The 18,238-nt window shown below is 37.2% G+C and carries 16 protein-coding genes and 1 tRNA gene; 6 read left to right on the forward strand and 11 right to left on the reverse strand.

Annotation, left to right across the window (positions count from 1 at the left end):
• Nucleotides 1–45: 45 nt before the first annotated feature.
• The 5 genes from B3209_RS06930 to B3209_RS06950 form a co-directional block, all read right to left on the reverse strand.
• Entirely contained in the window at nt 46–1,155 is a 1,110-nt protein-coding gene (locus B3209_RS06930; protein ID WP_296690279.1) for an IS110 family transposase, read from the reverse strand.
• A gap of 272 nt (nt 1,156–1,427) precedes the next feature.
• The gene (locus tag B3209_RS06935) at nt 1,428–2,750 is read right to left on the reverse strand and encodes an MATE family Na+-driven efflux transporter (protein WP_296690281.1); all 1,323 of its coding nucleotides are present in this window, start codon (nt 2,748–2,750) and stop codon (nt 1,428–1,430) included.
• 118 nt (nt 2,751–2,868) lie between these two features.
• The gene (locus B3209_RS06940) at nt 2,869–3,087 is read right to left on the reverse strand and encodes a hypothetical protein (protein WP_296690283.1); all 219 of its coding nucleotides are present in this window, start codon (nt 3,085–3,087) and stop codon (nt 2,869–2,871) included.
• Between the two features lie 79 nt (nt 3,088–3,166).
• Entirely contained in the window at nt 3,167–4,603 is a 1,437-nt protein-coding gene (locus B3209_RS06945; protein WP_296690284.1) for an AAA family ATPase, read from the reverse strand.
• A gap of 172 nt (nt 4,604–4,775) precedes the next feature.
• Nucleotides 4,776–4,955, reverse strand: coding sequence for a hypothetical protein (locus B3209_RS06950; RefSeq protein WP_296690286.1), 180 nt, complete (start codon nt 4,953–4,955; stop codon nt 4,776–4,778).
• Between the two features lie 134 nt (nt 4,956–5,089).
• On the opposite strand from B3209_RS06950, the gene B3209_RS06955 reads away from it, so the two are divergent.
• Complete coding sequence (locus tag B3209_RS06955; protein ID WP_296690288.1) at nt 5,090–5,407, forward strand: helix-turn-helix domain-containing protein; 318 nt, start codon at nt 5,090–5,092, stop codon at nt 5,405–5,407.
• A gap of 19 nt (nt 5,408–5,426) precedes the next feature.
• Here B3209_RS06955 and B3209_RS06960 read toward each other — a convergent pair whose 3' ends face one another.
• Complete coding sequence (locus B3209_RS06960; RefSeq protein WP_296690290.1) at nt 5,427–6,089, reverse strand: outer membrane beta-barrel protein; 663 nt, start codon at nt 6,087–6,089, stop codon at nt 5,427–5,429.
• A 187-nt stretch (nt 6,090–6,276) separates the two neighbouring features.
• Between B3209_RS06960 and B3209_RS06965 the strand changes: the two genes are divergently transcribed.
• Nucleotides 6,277–8,661: a glycoside hydrolase family 2 protein gene (locus B3209_RS06965; protein ID WP_296690292.1), complete on the forward strand. Its 2,385-nt coding sequence runs from the start codon at nt 6,277–6,279 to the stop codon at nt 8,659–8,661.
• 83 nt (nt 8,662–8,744) lie between these two features.
• Here B3209_RS06965 and add read toward each other — a convergent pair whose 3' ends face one another.
• On the reverse strand, nt 8,745–9,791 hold the full coding sequence (gene add / locus B3209_RS06970; RefSeq protein WP_296690294.1) for an adenosine deaminase: 1,047 nt from the start codon (nt 9,789–9,791) through the stop codon (nt 8,745–8,747).
• A gap of 145 nt (nt 9,792–9,936) precedes the next feature.
• Between add and B3209_RS06975 the strand changes: the two genes are divergently transcribed.
• Both B3209_RS06975 and B3209_RS06980 read left to right on the forward strand, forming a co-directional pair.
• On the forward strand, nt 9,937–10,269 hold the full coding sequence (locus B3209_RS06975; RefSeq protein WP_295796797.1) for an RNA recognition motif domain-containing protein: 333 nt from the start codon (nt 9,937–9,939) through the stop codon (nt 10,267–10,269).
• Nucleotides 10,270–10,275: 6 nt separating this feature from the next.
• Complete coding sequence (locus B3209_RS06980; protein ID WP_295796798.1) at nt 10,276–11,172, forward strand: M28 family peptidase; 897 nt, start codon at nt 10,276–10,278, stop codon at nt 11,170–11,172.
• Here the strand turns inward: B3209_RS06980 and B3209_RS06985 are convergent.
• Entirely contained in the window at nt 11,169–12,068 is a 900-nt protein-coding gene (locus B3209_RS06985) for a DMT family transporter (RefSeq protein WP_296665213.1), read from the reverse strand. The two genes, B3209_RS06980 and B3209_RS06985, sit on opposite strands and share 4 nt — an antisense overlap.
• Before the next feature lie 90 nt (nt 12,069–12,158).
• Here B3209_RS06985 and B3209_RS06990 point away from each other — a divergent pair, with 90 nt between their 5' ends.
• Nucleotides 12,159–13,082 carry an RluA family pseudouridine synthase gene (locus B3209_RS06990; RefSeq protein WP_296090621.1) on the forward strand — a complete coding sequence of 308 codons (924 nt, stop codon included), beginning with the start codon at nt 12,159–12,161 and terminating at the stop codon, nt 13,080–13,082.
• A gap of 4 nt (nt 13,083–13,086) precedes the next feature.
• On the opposite strand, the gene rsgA is transcribed toward B3209_RS06990, so the two are convergent.
• Nucleotides 13,087–14,043, reverse strand: coding sequence for a ribosome small subunit-dependent GTPase A (gene rsgA, locus B3209_RS06995; protein ID WP_295796804.1), 957 nt, complete (start codon nt 14,041–14,043; stop codon nt 13,087–13,089).
• A 140-nt stretch (nt 14,044–14,183) separates the two neighbouring features.
• On the opposite strand from rsgA, the gene B3209_RS07000 reads away from it, so the two are divergent.
• A tRNA-Lys gene (locus B3209_RS07000) sits at nt 14,184–14,256 on the forward strand.
• A 99-nt stretch (nt 14,257–14,355) separates the two neighbouring features.
• On the opposite strand, the gene B3209_RS07005 is transcribed toward B3209_RS07000, so the two are convergent.
• A complete protein-coding gene (locus B3209_RS07005) occupies nt 14,356–16,005 on the reverse strand; it encodes a B12-binding domain-containing radical SAM protein (RefSeq protein ID WP_296665211.1) in 1,650 nt (549 codons plus the stop codon).
• A 15-nt stretch (nt 16,006–16,020) separates the two neighbouring features.
• Nucleotides 16,021–18,054 (reverse strand): elongation factor G, encoded by a 2,034-nt coding sequence (fusA, locus tag B3209_RS07010; protein ID WP_296665209.1) that lies wholly within the window; start codon nt 18,052–18,054, stop codon nt 16,021–16,023.
• Between the last annotated feature and the right edge of the window lie 184 nt (nt 18,055–18,238).

Below are 18,238 nucleotides of genomic sequence, written 5' to 3' on the forward strand. Positions count from 1 at the left end.
TCTCCCATAAAAAGTCAACGAACAAGTCGACTCTCTATAACTAAATTAATTCATGTCGGAAAGGACTTTGTCGGCAATAGTTATAGGTCTGTAAACGCCTTTCATCCTGTCTGAATCAAAGTCCTGTTTGTCGCTGAGCATTGCCCAAACAATTTCCGCCATCTTTCTGGCGGCAGCTACAATAGATTTGCCGCTGCCTTTATTCTTTTTCATGTATTCATATCGCTGCATCATTCTCCATTCAGAAGTGTCCTTGCAGCGACGAATTCCCATAACCAGCTGAACAAAACAGGTTCTCAATTCCTGAGGCCCCCGTTTCGTTATCTTTCCGTGATGAATGGTCTCATTCGAATCCTGAACCCAAGGTACAAGTCCACAGAAAGCCGCATACTTCTTTGCTGTCGCAAATCTTGATATGTCTTCTGTGTAAGCCCTGATTGTCCATGCTGTAATCTTTCCACAGCCTCGAATTGTCATAAGGCGGTTCACCATTCCATCGTCTTTTGTCAGTTCACTGATCTGTTTTTCAATTATCTTTACGCTTTCTTCAATACGCTCTATAATTTCAAACATCAGTTTTACTGATTGTGCCTCGAGCACGTAGTCGTCATTCGACTCAAGGGTGTCCAGAATTCTCTGGCGCCCTTTTTTACTTTGAAGGCTTCTGAGTTCATCAGAAAGTCCCAAACTCACCAATAACGCATGAATTTCGTTTTTCTGACCGACTGTTGAACGAACAAGTCGTTCTCTTGATTTTAATAAACGTCTGATATTCTCAGTTTCTTTTCCACACAAATAACTTTCAGGAAGCATGTCCTTTGAAAGAAATTCTGAAATTGTCGAAGCATCATGCTTGTCAGTTTTCTTGGTTGATTCGTTGATAACCTTGAATTTGAGTGTGTTAATTACAGTTACTTCTGCTCCAGCTTTCTCAACTTGATTTTTGAAGAATCTTGTATTTCCAGTAGATTCAACTCCGATTTTCACTGCAGCTCCTGTTGCCTTGTAGGTTTCAATTCTTGAAAGAAACTCAGCGTAGCCTGCTGTTGTTGTCGGATACTGTTTAATCTGATCCAAAGACTCAACTTTTTCTTCAGTACGCACATGAACAGTAAACTGTGTCTTGTGCAAATCAACGCCAATAAAAAATGTCATGATGACCTCCGTCTTGATTCTTTTGCGGAAAGTCTAATCGGTATAGTGTTCCAATCTCCCATTCAGTCTTAAATGACTATAGTATGATGCGGCAAAAGCTCTTCATTCTCCTTAACAAGGATCTATGTCCTTATGAAATATGACGAACTATCGCCTGGGTTCCGCTGAATCACTTCAGCGTATCACAATACCGCTTGTTCGTTTACTTTTTTATCATGCCTCCTTTTTTTTTCGAAGATGATACAGAAATGCTTAAGAAATTAAAGAATGAGTCATTCGACATCAAAAATATTTATGTTCTTCTTCTTAAGCAGAAAAGCAAATGCTCCTCCAGAAACAATGCTATCAAAGGCATTGCCGATTCCAAATAAAATTGCAATCCCAATTAATGTTGGAGTCCATGTTCCGCAAAGATATAAAATGAATGCTGTTCCATAATAAAGGGTGTTTGTTACAATTGATTCAAAAAGCATGTAATTTGTTTTTCCCAGACCGTAAAATTCGCAGTCAAACACATTTTGAAGTGCATATAGAACATAGAACCCCAGAAGCACTATAACCAGTTTAAATAATTTATCGACGTCAGAGAATTGAAGTACATTTATCATAAACCATTTCCATGTTGGAATTGTGATAATCCAAATTAAACATACAATTACTGTAACTACAATATAACCGAGCGTATTGTTTTTGACTGCATTTTCATCTGTTCCGACTTCCTGTTTGATAAGTTCACCGAGCTGATTTACCGGGAGCAAAAGCCCCCCCCAGATAAAACTGTTAGCAACCCAATAAGTTCCCTGCTCATTTACCATATTTATCATACGGCTAATCATCAACATATATGCGAGGTTTCGTACCAATGACTCCAGACCTGAAATACCACCAATTTTGAGAAAATCTTTAGCCCAGCCAAAGGATACTTTTTCATTATGGAAAATCAGATATCCTTCTTTTGAAAGAAGAATGACTGAAATAATAAAAAGAATTATATTTACGATTATGTTGCTGTAGCCGATCCCATTTACGCCCAGATTAGCAGAAATTTTCAAAGTTGAAACAAAAAAAGTATCAAACAATACGCTTAAGATTAGTTTTGCAGCAGTAAGAAGGTAAACATACTTTGATTTTCCAAGTGTGACCAAACATACCAAAAGGAAAGTAGAGAGTAAAGTAAAAATATTTGCAATGCTTTCAATTCTGATGTATACAGAAGATTCTTGAATTATATTTTTACTCGTAGCCATTACAGAGAGAAGCGGATTGGTAAAGGTGCAGATAAAAAGGGAGCAAACTGCATAAACACAAAACGAAATTATTAGACCAATTTTTATACGGTTTGTAAATTCTTTTTTATCGGAGGCCACTTTTCCCATGAAAAAATATAGCGGAAGAATGATGGCCTCGTTTAGGATTTCATATAAGAGGTTTACCCATGAAAGTTGTCCAGCAATAGAAAAGGCCCAGTCACCAGGTAGTTGTCCTAAGAAAAAGACACGAAGTGTAGTATAGATTGTTGGACATAGGCCCATCACCATAAGCGAGCAAAATAATTTCCAATTAAGCTTTTTCAATGATGTTGCGATTCTTGTCATTCTTTATAATCTCCTGATATGTTGAATTTGCTTTATAAGAGGTGCAAATTCTTTATAATAATAGAAGATTTTAATCTTTTTTAAGAGCCTGCTTTACAATAGGTCCAAAAGTTTTTTCCTATGTTTCTGCGAGTTTTTGATATAAATCTTCTATTGCTTTTACAATTTTTACATTTTCGATACCAATGGATAAAAGCTTATTATAATTGCATTCACCTATAATAGCTTTCCCGTGTTGGATTGCATCCAGGTATCTTGAAGCCTGTTCATATGTTTTTCGTTCTTGATTTTTAACTATGGTGGACCAAGTTTTGTGTAATTCTTCTAGATTAATCATATAAAACATCCTTTAAGAATATTAAATATTTCGGTAATAACTCTTATTTTTATACACTTATCGCCAAAGTATCGAGTAACTATTTTTCAAATAAATCATCCATCAAAATAACATTAGAGAATACACTACTATACTCATTTTTTTTTAACTCAAAGGTTGTTATTAATGTGCTGCGGATTACAACTTTTGGAGATACCATTTTTTGAAGAAGGGATTCTCTTGTGAGCAGAGTTTTATAATAAGGCTTGTCTACTTCATATTCTCCACTGTAAAACTTCAATTCACACATATTTGTTACATTATCATCTCGAATAATAAGCAAATCAATCTGAGTTCCTTCTTCGTCATCTGGTCTTTTAGACCATGCAGAAGTTTGTGTAACTACACCAGAAATGCCGAGAGCCTTTTTGCACTGTTCCACATGGTTGAAACATACGTTTTCAAAAGCAAAACCACGCCATGATGATAGGGATTGAGAAGTATTATTCTGCTGCCAGAATTTTTCATTTGTCGTTTTCAGGTTTTTCATAAAATGATGATAGAATATGCAAAATGGGTCTACTAGCTTGTAATGAACACTTCTTTTGCTTAAGCCAAATGGATAATATTTTACAATGAAATCACTTGCAAGAAGAGCTTTTAAGCTTTTGGTAAAGGTTTCTCCATCTGAAATATCTAATTTTTCTAAAATTTCAGCTCTTGTATAACCAGCATTCTTTGTTCCTAACAGGTTGACAATCGCTTTTATATAATCTGGATTTTCAAATGCAGATGCAAAAAGTCTGTCATATTCATCTCTTAACGGAGCATTCTTTGCAAAACAGATGTTATCAATATTCTGGGGAAGACTATATTCTCCGTTTACATATCCCAGATAAAAAGGGATACCGCCGAATACCATGTAACTTTGAACTATATCATATCTGGAGATTTTTACATTATTTGCCTTATAAAAATCTTCACATTCAGAAAGTGTAAATGGAGAGAGCTTCATTTCATGTGTTACCCTATTATAAAGCCCTCCATGGGCATTTATCAGTTTATCTAGTATCCATGAATTTGCACTACCACAGACAACCAGCATAAGATTCTTTCGATGACAGGCCCATGTATTCCAGAAGCCTTCAAATGCCTGAATGAAATTTGAACGAGGTGTATCAAGCCATGGTAATTCATCTATAAAGATTAGCTGTTTTGTCCCCGCATCAATTTTTTGCAGGAATTTTTCTAAAAGGAAAAATGCATCAAACCAATTCTTAGGTTTTTCACATTCTTCCATTCCATGAAGGAGAAGAGATTTATAGAAATGTTCCAATTGATTTTTTAGTTGACCTATATCATCCTTTTGATCTTCAGGTGCTAAACCTGCATGGCGAAATGTAATTCGTCCTGAGAAGGTTTCATCAACAAGATATGTTTTTCCAACACGACGACGTCCGTATATTGCAACAAATTCTGCACTGTTTTTATCATAGAGTTTATTTAGTTCAGTTGTTTCTTTTTTTCGTCCTATCATACAATCCACCCTAAATTAAAACCGAGGTGAAGTAATATTTTTACCAATTCACCTCGGTTTTAACTATATCATAGAGGGGTTATGGAGTCAATGACACGAATTCGTAATACTTACACCATGCTAAAAACTCTTAAAATTCCGTGCTTATAGTTCTGAATTAATAAAAGAAGTCTTATAATGCATCATTTTTTTCTTCTGATTCATCGGAAATTTCTACTGAAGTGTTCACAGAATCTATTTTATTTTCTATTTCTATGAATTCTTTATCATCTATTTTTTCCGAAGAGGTTTCTATAAATTCAAGTTCGTTCTCTTCAATCCAATCATGAAAATAAAATTCATCAGAATTCATAAATTTTCTCCTTGCGTTCTTGCCCTATTCAAGCAATCACGCCATTTTATTAGCTAATAGGCTATATTTTAGCACAGTTTCATTTAGCGTCAAGTGTATACAAAAAGAAAAAAGTAGCTTTTAGAATATAAATAATGGATTTACAAGACACATTTATTAGCAATCTGAAAAAATTCCGCAAAGAACAGAACATAACCCAGGAAAAACTTGCGGAGCTTTGCAAAACAGACACATCCTACATCGGGCAGATTGAAACAAAGAAACGTTTTCCTTCTCTTTCATTTGTTGAAAGAATCGCCTCTGCACTTAAAGTTGAGCCTTACAGACTTTATATGCCGCAAGACTCAAGCAATAATTCTGTTTCCACGGAAGAGCTAAAGCTGATTGAATCTGAAATCCTGCGCGCTTTAAAAACCGATATAAAAAAAATCGTAAAAAAACACGGTCTGTAAAGGCGCAGAATTTTCAATCCTAGAACTTCGCAGTTCCGCCGATTTTTATAAGTTGAGGATAGCCTACTTCAATATTCGCGCCGAATTTTTCAGTAAAGAAATATGAAGTTCCAAAATTTATTCCGGCATAGAAATTTGTCCCGTTTTTCTTGATTGATTCTTTTTCAGTTACATATTTATAGCTGGAAAGATAGCCATTATTATAAACTGGTTCGTAACTAGGATATTTGTAATCAACTTTCCAGTTCCAGAATTCAAGTCCAAGACGAAGCCCGGCATAAACATCAAGTTTTTCTACAGGAACTTGAATATGATAATTTGCAAGCGCACCCAAATTGATGTAATTCATTTCGCCTTTCCATTCAATATCCGGAGCATCAACCCAACCAGCAACTGAAGCGCTTTCTTTCATCTTGTCTTGAGAATATCCTATGAATCCGCCAAATCCAAGAGGAAGCCCGCCAAGTTTTTTTGTGTACTCAACAGACGCTTCAAGATACGGAACTTTCATAGAGCCGTCATAAGGCAAACTTTTCCAGTGCCTAGAAAATCCAATGTCGCCACGGACAATAAAATCTCCTTCCTCAATTCCCGCTCCATAGTTCTTCCAGTCAACATTCTGCGCCTGCATAAAGCACAAAGCTCCTAAAAGACAAAACCCAGCAACCAATAGCTTTTTCATAAAAGCCCTCCAATAAAAATGATATAACTTCATTCTGCCCCCCAACTTTTGTCAAGAGGTGGAAATCGATTTTTTACAAATTATAAGAACATTTATCTGCAAAAGGTCGCAAAACAAGCGACTTTTTTACAAATAAAGTAGCAGTTTCAACCTTGACGATAAAAATTCTTTTGAATAGACTGAAAGAATGAAAGATAGAATTTATTTTAACAACGGCTGGGAATTTTCTCCGTCATTCAATGAAAAGATGTTAGATTCAAAGTTCAGAGGAAAGTTCGAGCAAGTAAGAATTCCGCATTCAGTTTGCGAAACTCCTTTTAACGGCTTTGACGAAAGTTCATATCAAAAACTAAGCGTTTACAGAAAAACTTTTAAGACAGAAAAGGAATGGGCAGGGAAAAAAATTCTTCTTACAATAGAAGGCGCAGCTCATCAATGCGATGTTTTTCTAAACGGAAAATTTCTTGCAAGGCACAGCTGCGGATACACAGCGTTCACTGTTGACTTGACAGATTCACTTTTGCCGGCAGGAAGAAACAACTTGCTCGCCTTAAAACTTGACAGCCGCGAATCATTAAACATTCCGCCGTTTGGATTCGTAATTGACTACATGACTTACGGAGGAATCTACAGAGACGTTTATCTTGATATAAAAAATCCTATTTATATAGAAGATATTTTTATAAAAACCAAGGCGAGCCATTTTGAAACAGAAATAACTTTGAATTCTTCCGACACAGAAGGATATTCAATTATTCAGCGAGTCGAAAGCTCAAGTTCTGTAGTGGCGCAGATAAACACAGGAGTTCCGGGAAACAAAATTCTTACTGCGGCAGACGCACAGCCGGTTCATCCGTGGACTCTTGAGCAGCCAGTTCTTTACAATCTTGTTACGGAGCTTATAAATCCAAAGGGAAAAATTGCAGACAGAAAAACTGTAAGATTCGGATTCAGGGAAATAAGATTTGATGAAACTGGATTTTATCTTAACGGAAAAAAAATAAAACTTCGAGGACTAAACAGGCATCAGTCATACCCATATGTGGGATACGCAATGCCAAAGAATATTCAGAAAGAAGACGCCGACATTTTGAAATTTGAGCTTGGCGTAAACTATGTAAGAACCTCGCATTATCCGCAAAGCAAATATTTTATAGACAGATGTGATGAGCTTGGAATTCTTGTGTTCACGGAATTTCCAGGCTGGCAGCACATTGGAGACGATGCCTGGAAAGCGCAGGCACTAGAAAACGAAGATGAAATGATTTCGCAGTACAGAAATCATCCTTCAGTATTTATGTGGGGCGTAAGAATAAACGAAAGCAAAGATGATGATGAATTCTACAAGGCAACAAATTTCCTTGCGCACAAAATAGATTCAACTCGTCCAACTGGCGGCGTAAGATGCATTAAGAATAGCAACTTGCTGGAAGACGTATATACTTACAACGACTTTAGCCATTCAGGTAAAAACGCCGGAAGCCTTGATAAAATCAAAGTTACAAAAAGCCATGGCGGATATTTAGTAACAGAACATTCTGGCCACATGTTCCCAACAAAGTCATTCGACACAGAGCAAAGAAGAACCGAGCACGCAATAAGGCACGCCACTGTTCTTGACAGCGTTGCATTGCACGATGACTGCGCAGGCTCAAGCGGATGGTGCGCATTCGACTACAACACTCACAAGGAATTTGGCTCAGGGGACAGAATTTGCTATCACGGCGTAATGGATATGTTTAGAAATCCAAAGCTTGCGGCAGCAGTTTACAAAAGCCAGGAAGATTTCACAGGAGATTTTATTGAAGTAAATTCCAACATGAGCATAGGCGAATACAACGAAGGACTTTTAGGCGATCTTTGGATTTTTACAAACGCTGATTCAGTAAAGCTTTTTGTAAACAACACTTTTATAAAGGAATTCAAATCATCTGATTCACCGTTTAAAAATCTTGCGCACGGTCCGATTCTTGTTGACGACATAATTGGAAACAGACTCATTGATGAAGAAGGAATTTCTGCAAAGAACAGTGAAAAAATAAAAGAACTGATTTTTGCAATAAGAAAATTCGGGCAGAACAGTCTTCCTGCAAAATACAAACTGGAGGCCGCAAAATTTTTTGCAATGCGTATTGTTTCAAAAGAAAAACTAATCGCGCTCTTTGGAAAGTACATTGGCAACTGGGGCGGAGAATCTTCTTCATATAAATTTGAAGCGATTAAAAACGGAAAGACTGTAAAAACGCTCGTAAAGTCAATGTGCCAGAACGCAACTTTAAAAGCACAAGTCAATCGCACAATCTTAATAGAAGAAGAAACTTACGATGTTGCAGAAGTTCATTTGCGGGCAGAAGATGAAAACGGAAATCTTCAGCCTTTTATGCAGGAAGCTGTAATTGCAGAAGCAGAAGGCGCAATCGAAATAATAGGACCTAAGGCAGTTTCTCTTAAAGGCGGAATGTCAGGCATTTACGTAAAAACAACTGGCACTGCCGGAAAAGGAACTTTAAAGATAACTGACTGGCAAGGAAAAGAAACCAAGATTAGTTTTACAGTAAAAATTAAAAAATGACAAAAAAATTGCCGTGCATATCAGTCTTATGAAGTGCACGGCAACAATATTAAAATGCCACTAACAAAATTCAGATTATTCTATTAGTTTGCCCCCGGATGTTTTTTAAACCAATCGTCCCAGGCAGCATCAACATTTTTGCAATAATTGTCTTTTTCTTCTTGAGAAATAAAAGCAGCCTTGTAGGCATTTTTGATAATCTCTTTTATTTCGTCCAAGGAGAAATTTTGATCTTTGTAAATATTCCAATATTCATCAATAAGCGAAACTTTAAAGAACGTAGGGTCATCTGTATTCAGCGTAACAAAAACTCCCGCATCGTAAAGTTTTTTTACAGGATGATTTTTCATATCACCGTTGAACTCTTTTAAAATAAAAATGTTGCTCGTAGGACAAACTTCAAGCGGAATTTTATTTTCTGCAAGGTACTTCATAAAATCAGCATCCTGAGCAGCAGCAATTCCGTGTCCAAGACGTTCAGCCTTGCAAAGTTTCAAACTGTCTTTCATAGAAAAAACACCGCAGCTTTCTCCGGCATGAGTTACAACATGAAGTCCGTTTTCCTTTGCCTTTACAAAAACATCTTTGTATTCCGCAGCCGGACCTTTTTTTTCATCGCCACCAAGTCCGATTCCAACTATATAAGGATTTTTTTCAGCAAGCACAAGATCCAGATTTTTCATTGCATTTTCAACGCCAAACGAGCGGCTCACATCAACAATAAGTTTTACAGTACGCCCAGAATTTTTCTTTATGCGCTCAATGCTTTTTTGAACAATGCTAATCATGTCGTGAAAATTCCAGCCTTTCTTTAAATGCGAAGTCGGGCTGAAAAAAGTTTCGCAGTAAACAATATTGTTTTTGTTCAAGTAGTCTTCAAAATCCTTGAACATATATTCAAAGTCATTTATGTTTGTAAAATAAGACTGGATTTTTATAAAGGAAGAAAGAAAGCCCGTCAAATCATCATACTCAAAAAGAGAGTTGAATTCCTCATCTGACATATCCTGATTAAAATTACGCTTATAAACTTTCTTTACGGTTTCCCTGCTTAAAACAGCTTCCTCGTGAACATGAAGCTCGGCTTTTGGAATACTTTCCAGCAAATCATAAAATTCTTCTTTCTTCATATAGAAGATATTATAACACAGAATATTTAAAATCAACAGGCTAAATTTATCAAAGGCAATTTTACTTGACAGCGCATTTTTTCCATAGTATTTTAATATTGCACGATTCCTTGCCAAGGCTTTGTGAATCTGCAAGGAATTATTTATGTCAAAAAGACTTTACGTTGGAAACTTGAGCTATGCTACAACACAAGACACATTAAGCTCATTATTTTCTACTTATGGGAATGTTGTTTCTGCAACAATTATTATTGACCGCGACACAAACCAGTCAAAAGGTTTCGGCTTTGTTGAAATGGAAGATTCTGCGGAAACAGACAAGGCAATCGCTGAGCTTGCTGGCAAAGAAGTTGACGGACGCAAAATCCGCGTAAACTATGCAGAAGAAAAAAAGCCTCGTGAGCAGCGTTCAAGTTTTTCAAGGAACGGCGGAAGAAGATTTGGTTCAAATGACCGCCGCAGAAACGGAGACTACTAGAACATCATGGGATTCCTTCCGAATGAGTTTTCAGAATATCTAGCTCAAGACTGCAACCGAGCGGACTTTATACAGAAATGGCTTGAAAGCCGCGGTGTAACTTCCAACCGTGTTGTAATAGACGGAAAGAATCACATTTTAGTTCAGTTTGGCTCTTCAAGCTACAATTCTCAGTTTAAAATAAAAACTGTAATTGCCCACCATGACAGAGTTCCAGAAAGTCCTGGCGCAAACGACAACAGCGCGGCTGACTGGCAGCTTATGAACTGGGCAGTGTGGCTTAAAAATTATCCTTCATTCCATAATGTAAGAATTTTTTTTACAGACGGAGAAGAGCTCGGCTGGACTGTAACAAACCAAGGCGCATTTGGAATTGCAAAAACTTTTCAGCGTCTTGGAATTACAAACGATGATGTCTATGTTTTTGACGCTTGCGGACGCGGTGAAATTCCGATTCTTTCAAAAAGTGGTTTAAGTTCACTGGCTTCCGCAAAATTCAAATCTCAATTCAACGACCTTTACGCAAGAACACAAAATATTTTAAAGCGCGCCACAGACGGCAGATGGATGACACTTCCAGTTCCGTACAGCGACAACGCATCTTTTCTTGCCTGTGGAATTCCAGCAGTCGCAATTACACTTTTACCAGCAGAAGAAGCTTCACTTTATGCAAGAAAAATCAACAGCGACAAATCTCTTGAAGATGCGGTTATGAACAGGGAAACTTCAAAGCAAAAACGCATTGAAGAAAATATTCCGGACTTTTCATACAAAGAGCACCTGCCCTACACTTGGCGCCTTTTCCACACACAAAGCGACAACATAGACTCGCTGACTCCTGCAAGCTTTAAAGTAATGGAATCAATTTTAAAATCTCTTACGGAAAGCAAAACTCCATGCTAATTTTCAGCTTGCCTTTTAGCCGCAATTTTTGAATTGTAAATAAAAACAAAGACGGCAGTTCCAATTATAATAAAATATCCTGCAATGCTAAAAACGTCCGGAATCTGATCAAGAAAAACAAATCCAAGAATTCCTGCAAAAACAATATTTGAATAATCATAAATTGAAATTTTTGAAGCCGGAGCATTAAAGTAAGCATTTGTCATTCCGAACTGACCGCAAGCAGCTCCAAGTCCCGCGCAAAGCAAAATCAGAACTTGAAACAAAGTCATAGGCACGTGGCAAAAGAAAACAAACGGAATTGCAAGCAAACTTGAAAAAAGTGAAAAGAAAACAATTATAAAATCTCCGCAAACATTATACGAATGAAGTTTTCTTACAAAGCAAGACGCAAAGCCAGCTCCCATTCCGCCGACAAAAGCAAAAAGAGCCGGAAAAACTTTTACAAAATCAAATGTGGGCTTAATAACAAAAAGCGAGCCGGCAAAAACAACAATCAATGAAAATGCAGAAACAAAATTTGGCTTTTCACCAAGAATGAAAATGCTTGCAACCACAGCAAAAAATGGCGACATTTTATTCAGCATAGCGGCATCAGAAATATTCATAAAGCCCAAAGCATAAAAGTTTCCAAAAATTCCAAGAGAACCAACTGCCGATCTTAAAAGCAAAAATTTCCAAGCCTCACGAGGAATGTAAAGAACCGATTTGTCTTTTTTTGCCTTCATGCACAAAGTCGAAAAAGCAACAAAGAACGCAATGAGGTTTCTAAAAAGAGTTTTCTGAACAAAAGGAATGTTTCCTGCCAAACGGACGCAAAGTCCCATTACCGCAAATCCAAATGCAGAAAATAAAATCCAGCAAACTCCAAGCTTTAAGTTTTCTTGCTTTTCCATATTCACAAGATTATAAAACCTTGCATTTTTTTTGTAAATTAAAATTCAGCGGAAATTGAATTTATTCAAAATGAAGTTTATTATAAAGCGATGATTGAAAAAACTTGGACATCAAACGAAAAGAAAACTTTAAATGAATTTTTAAGGCAAAAAATTCCAGAGCTTCTTGAAGGCGAAATTTCCAACAGCAAAATCAGACGCTTAATTGTTTCCGGCGCAGTTTATGTAAATTCCAATCAATGCAGAATTCCTTCATTTAAAATAAATTCAGGAAGCACAGTTAAAGTTTTAATTGACAAGGAAAAATTCTTTTTTGAAAAACAGCCGGAAGATACAGATTTCGAACTTACAGAAAAAGATGTTCTTTTTGAAGATGAATATTTAATCGCAATAAACAAACCGCCTTTTCTTCCAACCGAACAGACAATTACAGGTCAAAGAAAAAACGCCCACGACTGCACAGTAAAATATTTGTGGCAAAAAAATCCTTCTCTTAGAAATCCGCCATACGTTGGAATAATGCACAGACTGGACAGAGAAACAAGCGGAATTCTTTTGTTCACAAAAAGCCGCAGTATAAACAAAGAAATTTCTGAAATGTTTAAAAACCGCGGAATAAAAAAAATCTACAGAGCAGTCTGCACTGGAAAACTTCCTGAAAAAAAAGAATTCACTGTTGAAAATTTTATTGCGCGGATTTCACCAAAAAGCTCAGCTTGCAAAATGGGAATTGTTCCAGAATCAAAGGGTGGACTTTTTGCAAAAACTGACTTTAAGATAATTTCAGAAAAAAGCAGCATTATCCAAATTGACTGCCAGCTGCACACGGGGCGGACACATCAAATAAGAGTTCAGCTTGCAAGTGTGAATCTTCCAATTGCAGGCGATGAGCTTTACGGCGGAATAAAATCAGACAGAATAAAACTTCATGCAAGAAAAATGGAATTTGTGCATCCAGTTTCAAAAGAAAAAATTACAATTGAATCAGAAATTCCAAAGGACTTTTTTAATTGAAAAACTAGTCGCCCCAAACGCCGGTTTTTAATTCCTCAAAAGTTTTTTTCCAGCTTTCGTAGCGCGCCTTTGAAATTTTTCCCTCTTCGACAGCTTTGCAAATTGCGCAGCCTTTTTCTTTTATATGTGAACAGCTCATTCCAAAACTGCATTTTCCAATAAACGGAAAAAATTCTTTGTAATAAAGCGCAAGATTTTCCGCGGAAATTCCGTGCAGCAAAAAAGTTTTTACGCCCGGAGTATCGATTATATTTGCAACCGCATCTTTTCTTCCGCCCATTAGAGCTTCGTTCAGCTGAAGATGAATCAGCGTGCCTTTTGTTGTTGTATGAGTTCCCTTGCCGTATTTTTTGGAAAGGCTGCCAGTTTTTAAAACAACATTGTTGTCAAGAACATTTATTATAGAACTTTTTCCAACGCCGCTTTTTCCAACAAAGGCGCAAGTTTTGTTTTCAATGAAATTCGCAAGCTCTTCAATTCCTTCGCCAGTCTTTGCGCTTGAACGGATTATTTTGTATCCAATTTCTTCCCAGTTCAAAAGCCGCTCTTTAAATTCATCCGACTGCGGAAGTTCATATTTATTGCAGACAATCACTGGAGTTATTTTCTGAAAATCCGCCTGAACAAGAGCACGGTCAATAAAGCGCGGTTTAAAAGGAGGCTCGTCTGGAGTTGTAACAATCAGAAGATAATCCAAATTTGAAGCAAGAACCTGAGGCTGTCTTTTTTTTACATTCCAACGCACAAATTCATTTTTGCGAGGAACAAGATTTTTTATAAGACCTTTTTCATCTTCAAGGGAATCATCATCCAAAATAACAATGTCGCCTGGCGCAAGCGGATTGTAATAGCCTTTTCCGTCTTTTAAAATTTTTCCTTTTAGAGAACATTCTCGGACATAGCCGTCATCGCATTCAACCTGAAAAACATTTTTACTTCCATCTAAAACAAGTCCATTCATATAACTAATAAAAGTAAAAAAGAAAACGCAAACTGTGTCAAGGGGAAAATTTTGTTCAAATTATTTTGCAAAAAACAATAAAATGCTCTTGACCAAATTTATTTTAGAGTATATGATACTAATCACGTTGAAAAACGGATGGGCTACTAGCTCAGTAGGTAGAGCAACGCCCTTTTAAGGCGTGGGTCTCGTGTTCGAATCACGAGTAGCTCAGTAAAAGGCACTTGATTTTCGAGTGTCTTTTTTATTTTTAAACAATTTTGAATTAATTAATTTGCAGCAAACATTGAAATATAAAAATCACCTTTCAAACTATTTTATAACTTTCCAGTCCGCACCATTTTTTCCGCCGAAAACTTTTGTTTTGTTTTTAAACTTCCCGCAATTTTCAGATAAAAACGCAACATCGTAGCCACTCATCAAATCGTCAGGATGATAATGAAGTTCAACACAAGACTCTTTTCCTTCCGCAGTAAAAAGGCTCAGCGCATTATTCAAAACGATTATATCAGAAGCAACTAGAATCATTTTTTCAAGATGCCGGTTTTTATATTGCGACAAAACAAATTCAAGCTGAAGTTTTTGAATTCCCAAAAATGAAAAATCCGCATTTTCTTTCAGCTCCAAAAAACGCGAAAAATTTTCAAGGAAAACAGAAGGCTTTACATGAAGCGGAAATAAAATCAAATTGAACCAAGGAACGGCTCTGCCTTTGTTGTAAAAAATATCGGCAGCAAAAGAAAATTTTCTTGCTCTTTCAATGTCTTGCTGTGAGAACATTTTTGTTTTTAAAACATTGTAAGGCGGTTCTTGCTGCCACACAAGACCAAGAGATGCAGCCTTGTCATGCAAATCTGTTCCCGGCAAAACACTAAGACAAAAAAGTTCAAGATTGTTCGGGTAAAGAGAAAGCGCAAAATCTACGCTCTGTTTGAATCCAGAAAAACTGTCGCCCGGAAGTCCAAAAATCAAATCAAAACCAAAGACAACTCCTTCCCTATTTAGAATGCCAATGTTCTTTACAAATAATTTTTTATCAAAGCTTCTGTTCACTAGCTTAAGAACTTCTTTGTGCATACTTTGAAGTCCAAACTGAAGGCTGCACGGAATAGAAGCAAAAGCATGGGCAAGTTCCCTGTCAATAAATTCCGCTCGGGCTTCAAAACTAAAAAATGTCGCAGGAGATTTTCTTTTTATAAGCTTAAGAATTTCCAGTGCGCGTTTTTTATTCGCATTGTAAGTCGGATCAAGAACAAAGACTTGCGGCACTTTTTTTTCAGCAAAAAATTCAAGTTCGCGTTCTATGCGCTCCATTGAAAAATACTGAACTTTTTTTTCGCCTTTGCTTTCATAGCAATACGAACATTTAAAAGGACAGCCACGTGCAAGTTCCCACAACGCGCCGCAATAATCAGAAGGATTCAAAGTTCCATCAAGCCATGGTGAAGACAAAGTTTGCAATGACGGAGGCAAACTTCGGCACAAGGAATTTTTATTTTCGTCTTTTTTATAGACTCCTTGAATATCAAAATTTTCATTTTTGTTTTTAGAGTTAAAAAGTTTATTCAAAAGCTGCGGAACAGACTCTTCGCCTTCACCGCAAATAGTCCAGTCAAAATTTTTAAATGAAAGAGGAGATGCTGTAACTTCAGGACCTCCAGCAATAAGAATTGCAGAAGGAATTTTTTCTTTTATCTTTTGCGCCAAAGTTTCAAGCTGCGTTCTGTTCCATACAAAAACACTAAAGCAAACCGCAAAAAGATTTTCTGCGCAAGAAAAAATTTCAGATTCAATCTTAGATGAATTTCCATTTTCAAGAGAAAAAGAAGACAAGTGAACTTCAAAAATATTTTTTGTAAGCGGACTATTTTTTACAGCAGAAGCAATGCAAGCGGCGCCAAGAGGAACAGCCTGAGGTGATGTTTCCGCCAAAGCAGTAACGCAGCAAACAATCTTGCTCAAGCGTCCTCCAAGAATTTACGCCTTTACCTGGAAGTGGCTGAACACCATTCCAAAACTTGCTCTTCCTTGTGTTACAGAGCGAAGGTTTGTCGAAAATCCGAACATTTTCGCCATTGGAGCTTTTGCGTGAATTACGTTTTCGCCTGATTTTTCATCCATGCTTACAATCATTCCGCCACGCTGTGTAATCTGGCTCATTGCATCTCCAACAAATTCAGAAGGACATTCAATATCAACTTCCATTACCGGCTCAAGCAGTTCTGGAGTTGCAGACTCACACGCCTTGTCAAATGCTTCGGCCGCGGCGGCTTCAAATGCAAAAGTAGAAGCTGTAAGCTCATCGTATTTTATGTCAGTTACAGAAACTGCAATGTCTGTACAAGGATAGCCCATTCGTATTCCAGAAGCAAAACAGCTTTGAATGCTCTGCTCAATCGCTTCATAAATTTCCTTTGGAATTGAGTTGTCATGCACTGCGCAAGTATAAGAGTTTCCGGCTCCAGTTTCTCTTGGTTCAATATGAATTGCAAGGCAAGCAGCATTTTCTTTTCCGGCAAGAACTTTGCTGAACTCTTCTTTATAATCAGCAGCAGTAGAAATTGACTCTCTGTAAGTAACCTGCGGAGAACCAACTCTGCATTGAACTTTAAAGTCGTCTCTGATTCGAGTAACAAGAACATCAAGGTGAAGCTCGCCCATTCCAGAAATAACAAGCTGCCCGGTTTCTTCGTCATCACGGAAAGTAAACGTAGGATCTTCGCGGCTAAGAATTTCAAGAGTTTCCTGAAGTTTTGCGCGATCCCCCATTGTTTCAGGCTCAATCGCAATCGAAATAACAGGCTCTGGGAATTTTACGCTTTCAAGAAGAACAGGCATTCCTTCGCTTCCCAAAGTATCTCCAGTCTGCGCAAATTTCAAGCCTACAAAAACGGCAATGTCTCCTGCACTTACGCTGTCCATTTGCTCCATTCTGTTTGCATTTACGCGAAGAATTCTATTTACACGCTCGCGCTTCTTTTTTCCAACATTGTAAACTTGAGTTCCGGTTGAAATTTTTCCAGAGTACATTCTAACAAAGCAAAGAATTCCTGCCTCGCGGTCATACTGAATTTTAAATACAAGACCTGCTGGAGTCTTTGAATCTGGATCACATTTTACAAGAATTTTTTCCTCTCCATTTTTCTTTACATGGATTCCTTCAGCTGGAGGAACTTCATCCGGAGAAGGAAGATAAGAAACAATCGCATCAATTAGAGGCTGAACTCCCTGATTGTGCCGGCTTGAACCGCAAAGAAACGGAACAAGAGTTCTATTAATTGTAGCCTTGCGCAATGCAGACATAAGCTGCTCAACAGAAATTTCCTTGCCTTCTATATAAAGATCTGTAAGCTCTTCATCGTTTGAAGCTACTGTATCAACAAGTTTTTCCCGCCATTCCTGTGCAAGTTCTTTGTATTCATCGCTGATTTCTGATTCTGTAAATTTTTCGCCTTCAGTTTCTGCGTCCCAGCGGATTTCTTTCATTTTTAGAAGATCTATAACACCTTCAAAGTCCTGCCCGCTTCCCATAGGAATTTCAAGAGCAACAGGCTCGCAGCCGAATTTTTTACGAACATCTTCAATTGCTCCAAAGAAGTCCGCTCCTACTCTGTCCATCTTGTTTACAAAGCAAATGCGCGGAACATGAAATTCATCTGCCTGCTTCCAGACAGTTTCAGTCTGCGGCTGAACCCATCCAACAGCGCAAATTACGGCAACAGCTCCGTCAAGAACACGCAAAGAACGTTCAACTTCCGCAGTAAAATCAACATGGCCTGGAGTGTCAATGATATTTATTTTGTAGCCTTTCCATTCGGTTGTTATTGCAGCTGAAGCGATTGTAATTCCACGCTCTTGTTCCTGCTTCATAAAATCCATTGTAGCCGCGCCATCATCAATTTCACCGATTTTATGAATTTTTCCAGAATAATAAAGAATTCTTTCTGTTGTAGTTGTTTTTCCAGCATCAATATGAGCCATGATGCCAATGTTTCTCATTTTTTCAAGCATATAGATTTCCAAAAATAAACGCGAAATTTTTTCAGTATTTTAAAAAAATACACACCAGATGTCAAGGCAAAGTATTTTTCCAAAAGTTTATTTCTTTACATTTCAAGATGATATGATATAATTATTTGATAACATTTAAAAATTCAGTTTCAGCGATTTTTTGATATTCAACAACTGGAGCAAG

It is taken from the genome of Treponema sp. UBA6852, from assembly GCA_002449305.1.
Lineage (GTDB): Bacteria > Spirochaetota > Spirochaetia > Treponematales > Treponemataceae > Treponema_D.